Origin of the sequence: Ramlibacter sp., from assembly GCF_035706265.1 — a bacterium.
Taxonomy (GTDB): Bacteria; Pseudomonadota; Gammaproteobacteria; order Burkholderiales; family Burkholderiaceae_C; genus Ramlibacter.
This window is the reverse complement of record NZ_DASSVG010000279.1, coordinates 1-3,974: the sequence shown is the minus strand read 5'-3', so window position 1 is coordinate 3,974 and position 3,974 is coordinate 1. Positions and strand designations below refer to the sequence as shown.

At 69.8% G+C, this 3,974-nt stretch carries 4 protein-coding genes and 1 pseudogene; all 5 read right to left on the bottom strand.

Annotated elements, in window-relative coordinates:
• The coding region (gene htpX / locus VFM98_RS10340; protein WP_325109841.1) for a protease HtpX at positions 1-858 on the bottom strand (858 nt) is incomplete at its 3' end.
• A 71-nt stretch (positions 859-929) separates the two neighbouring features.
• On the bottom strand, positions 930-1,703 hold the full coding sequence (locus VFM98_RS10335) for a DUF3025 domain-containing protein (protein ID WP_325109840.1): 774 nt from the start codon (positions 1,701-1,703) through the stop codon (positions 930-932).
• Positions 1,700-2,431, bottom strand: a complete 732-nt coding sequence (locus tag VFM98_RS10330; protein ID WP_325109839.1) for an NYN domain-containing protein — start codon at positions 2,429-2,431, stop codon at positions 1,700-1,702. Before VFM98_RS10330 ends, VFM98_RS10335 begins: the two co-directional genes overlap by 4 nt.
• A complete protein-coding gene (gene pyrC / locus VFM98_RS10325) occupies positions 2,428-3,465 on the bottom strand; it encodes a dihydroorotase (RefSeq protein ID WP_325109838.1) in 1,038 nt (345 codons plus the stop codon). The genes VFM98_RS10330 and pyrC overlap by 4 nt, the downstream gene beginning before the upstream one ends.
• 172 nt (positions 3,466-3,637) lie before the next feature.
• Positions 3,638-3,974: pseudogene (locus tag VFM98_RS10320) on the bottom strand (ATP-binding cassette domain-containing protein); the annotation flags it as partial.

Genomic DNA, 3,974 nt, shown 5'->3' with positions numbered 1-3,974 from the left:
CTGCAGCGCCGCGATCCGCTCCTCGATCGGCGGGTGCGTCGAGAACAGCTTGCCCACGCCGGAGGTGATGCCCATGGACTGCAGGCCCTTGGGCAGCTCGCCCGGGACCATGCCGCCCAGGCGGGCCAGGGCGTTGATCATCGGCTGCTTGCGCCCCAGCAGCTGGGCGGAACCGCGGTCGGCGCGGAATTCGCGCTGGCGCGAGAACCAGGCCACGATGATGGCCGCCAGGAAGCCGAGCAGGATGTCCAGCACGAAGGTCGTCACCATGTAGCCGATGCCGGGGCCGGAACGCTGCTCGCCGCGGCTCAGCCAGCCATCGACGAAGTAGCCGATCACGCGCGAGAGGAACACGACGAAGGTGTTCATCACGCCCTGGATCAGCGTCATCGTGACCATGTCGCCGTTGGCGATGTGCGCCACCTCGTGGCCGATCACGGCCTCGACCTCTTCGCGCGTCATGCCTTGCAGCAGGCCGGTGGAGACGGCGACCAGCGCGTTGTTCTTGAAGGCGCCGGTGGCGAAGGCGTTCGGGTCGCCGTGGAAGATGCCGACTTCCGGCATGCCGATGTTGGCCTGGTCGGCAAAGCGCTTGACCGTGTTGACGATCCAGGCCTCGTCGGGGCCTTCGGTGCCGTTGATCACCTGGACGCCGGAACTCCACTTGGCGATCGGCTTGGAGATCAGCAGCGAGATGATCGCGCCGCCGAAGCCCATGATCATGGCGAACACCAGCAGCGAACCCAGGTTGAGGCCGTTGGCGGTGAGATAACGGTTCACGCCGAGCAGGCTGGAGACGACCCCCAGCACCACCACCACCGCGAGGTTGGTGAGCACGAACAGGAAAATGCGTTTCATTGTCTGGAAAACTCCGAAGGGTGGAATACGTTCACCCCCGCGCGTCCAGATGAGGCTGGACCAGCCCGAATTCAAGTGCGCGCAGGGCCCGCGGACGTTGTTGTTGTGGTGGGTTCTGGCGTCTTGCGTGGACGGAATACGTGGGAGTCATCATAAAAGGAAAAGTTCTCGTTCTGCGGCCACCATCCCGGCACGCCCAGCACGGGCAGCGGCGTGAAGGGTTTGCCGGCGAGAACTTCGGCGCGGCACTGCGACGCCAGCCACGCATCGGCGTCGGCCCCCGGCTCCAGGGGCTGCGCAGCGCACCACACGTGCGCCGTCAGGCCCTTGCGCGGCGCGGCCAGTTGCTCCAGCAGCGCGTGGCCGAACACCAGCAACTGCGCCTCGCGCCAGAGCGGCCGCAGCTGCACGAACAGGCGATGCCACGCGCGTTCGCGCAAGGCCTGCCACAGGGCGGGCGGCGCCTGCAGCAGCGCGCCGTTCTCGTCGAACACGGTCACCGCGTCGCGCACCGGCCCGCGCCGCGCGGCGATGCCGGCGCGGGCGATCTCCGCGGCCTGCACCCGGTTCAGCGCGGACTTGGCCTGCGGCATCGCCAGCCACACCAGGCCGTTGAAGAAGTCGTGCAGCCCGGGCCGCACGGGGCACTGGCGCATCTCGAAGACGAAGCGCTCGTAGGGCGTGGCGGGCGGCAGCGCCTGCTGCGGCACGAAGCGCACCGGCGCCGGGCCGGCGGCGTCCAGGGCCTCGTGCAGCGGGACGCCGTTCGCCACGGCGTGCGCCACGACCTCGCCCCGGGCGCGCCAGGGCGCGTACCAGGGCCGGGCCCAGTCGATCGCCCTCACTGCTTCAGGCGCAGGTGGTTGGACGAGAGTTCCAGGTAGGGCGCGCGCTTGCGCAGGAAGGCCGGGCCGGAGGCGCTTTTTCCCAGCAGCTTGGCGTCGCGCAGCCGCTTCACCACCTCGTTCATCGCGATCTCGCGGCCCTGGCGGAAGCCGTCCAGGCCCTCCAGCAGTTCGCGCACCGGATCGGCGGGCATGGGCGGGGGAGGCGGCTCGGCCGGCTTGGCCTTCTTGCGGGCGGGCGTCTTGCGTGCGGCGCGCGCCGGCGCCGGCGGCGCCTCGCTCGCGGCGGGCGCGCCTTCCACCGAGACCAGCTGGTCGTAGCAGCGGGTGAGGTCCACGTCCGCCGACTTGCCGCTCTGCGCGAAGCAGATCACCCAGTGGCCCGCTTCGCGCAGCCGCAGCGCGAGCGGCGCGAAGTCGCCATCGCTGGAGGCGATCGCCACCACCGGCGGCATCCGGCCTTCGTGCAGCAGGTCCATCGCGTCGACCACCAGCAGCGCGTCGGTGGTGCCCTTGCCGTGGTTCACGAGCGAGCGCACGCCATGGCGCAGCAGGCAGTCCTTCATGCCGGCGAGCTTCTCGTGGCCGCCGTAGGCCCGCCGCAGGGTGGCGCGCAGCCCCTGGCGCGCCAGGTGCGCGAAGGCGTGCTCGATCGCGGTGGCCGAGAGGTTGTCGGCGTCGATCAGCATCGCCGCGTTTTCGCCTGCCGGCGCTTCGCCGGCGCTCATGCGAAGACGGTCCGCCACTGCAGCTGTTCGCCGGCGCGCAGCGGCTTCACCTGCGCCTCGCCGAAGGGCAGCGACTCGGGCACCTGCCAGGGCTGCTTCTTGAGCGTGAGGGTGTCGGTGTTGCGCGGCAGGCCGTAGAAGTCGGCGCCGTGGAAGCTGGCGAAGCCTTCCAGCTTGTCCAGCGCGCCGGCGGCCTCGAAGGCCTCCGCATACAGCTCCATGGCGGAGAAGGCGGTGTAGCAGCCGGCGCAGCCGCTGGCGTGCTCCTTCAGCACGGCCGCGTGCGGCGCGCTGTCGGTGCCGAGGAAGAACTTCGGGTTGCCGCTGGTGGCGGCCCACACCAGCGCCTTGCGGTGATCCTCGCGCTTGAGCACCGGCAGGCAGTAGTAGTGCGGCCGGATCCCGCCGACGAACAGCGCATTGCGGTTGTACAGGAGGTGGTGCGCCGTGATCGTGCCCGCGATGTAGGCGTCGCCGTCGGTCACGTACTGCACGGCCTCGCGGGTGGTCATGTGCTCCAGCACGATCTTCAGCTCGGGGAAGTCGCGCCGCAGCGGGGCCAGCACCTTGTCGATGAACACGGCCTCGCGGTCGAACACGTCCACCGCGGGATCGGTCACCTCGCCGTGCACCAGCAGCAGCATGCCTTCGCGCTGCATCATGTCCAGCGTGTGGAAGGTGCGGTGCAGGTTGGTCACGCCCATGTCGCTGTTGGTCGTGGCGCCGGCCGGATAGAGCTTCACGGCCACCACGCCGGCGGCCTTGGCGCGCGGGATCTCGCTGGGCGGCAGGTTGTCGGTGAGGTACAGCGACATCAGCGGCTGGAAGCCGAAGGCCTTGGGCACGGCGGCCAGGATGCGCTCGCGGTAGGCGTTGGCCATCGCCGCGGTGATGATCGGCGGCTTGAGGTTGGGCATGATCAGCGCCCGGCCGAACTGCGCGGCCGAGTGCCGCACCACGGAGGCCATGGCCGCGCCGTCGCGCACGTGCAGGTGCCAGTCGTCGGGGCGGGTGATGGTGAGCGTTTCGGACATCCGGCGATTGTCCCACTCCGGAGGGCCCTCACCCCGGCCCTCTCCCGCAGGCGGGAGAGGGAGAGGGAGAGCGCCGGAATTCGTAGGCTGGCGCTGAGCCGCGAAGCGCCGAAGCCCAGCGCTTGGGCGCTCCCACCCCAGCCCTCCCCCAGCGGGGGAGGGAGGAAGAACCTCAGTGCGCGAGGATCTTGTTCAGGAAATCCTTGGTCCGCGGCTGCCTTGCTTCCGGGTTGCCGAAGAATTCATCCTTGCTGCAGTCCTCCAGGATCCGCCCGCCCACGTCGATGAAGATGACGCGGTTGGCGACCTTGCGCGCGAAGCCCATCTCGTGCGTGACCACCATCATGGTCATGCCTTCCTTGGCCAGGCCCACCATCACGTCCAGCACCTCGCCGACCATCTCGGGTCGAGCGCGGAGGTGGGCTCGTCGAACAGCATCACGATGGGGTCCATCGACAGCGCGCGGGCGATCGCCACGCGCTTCTGCTGGCCGCCGGAGAGCTGGCCGG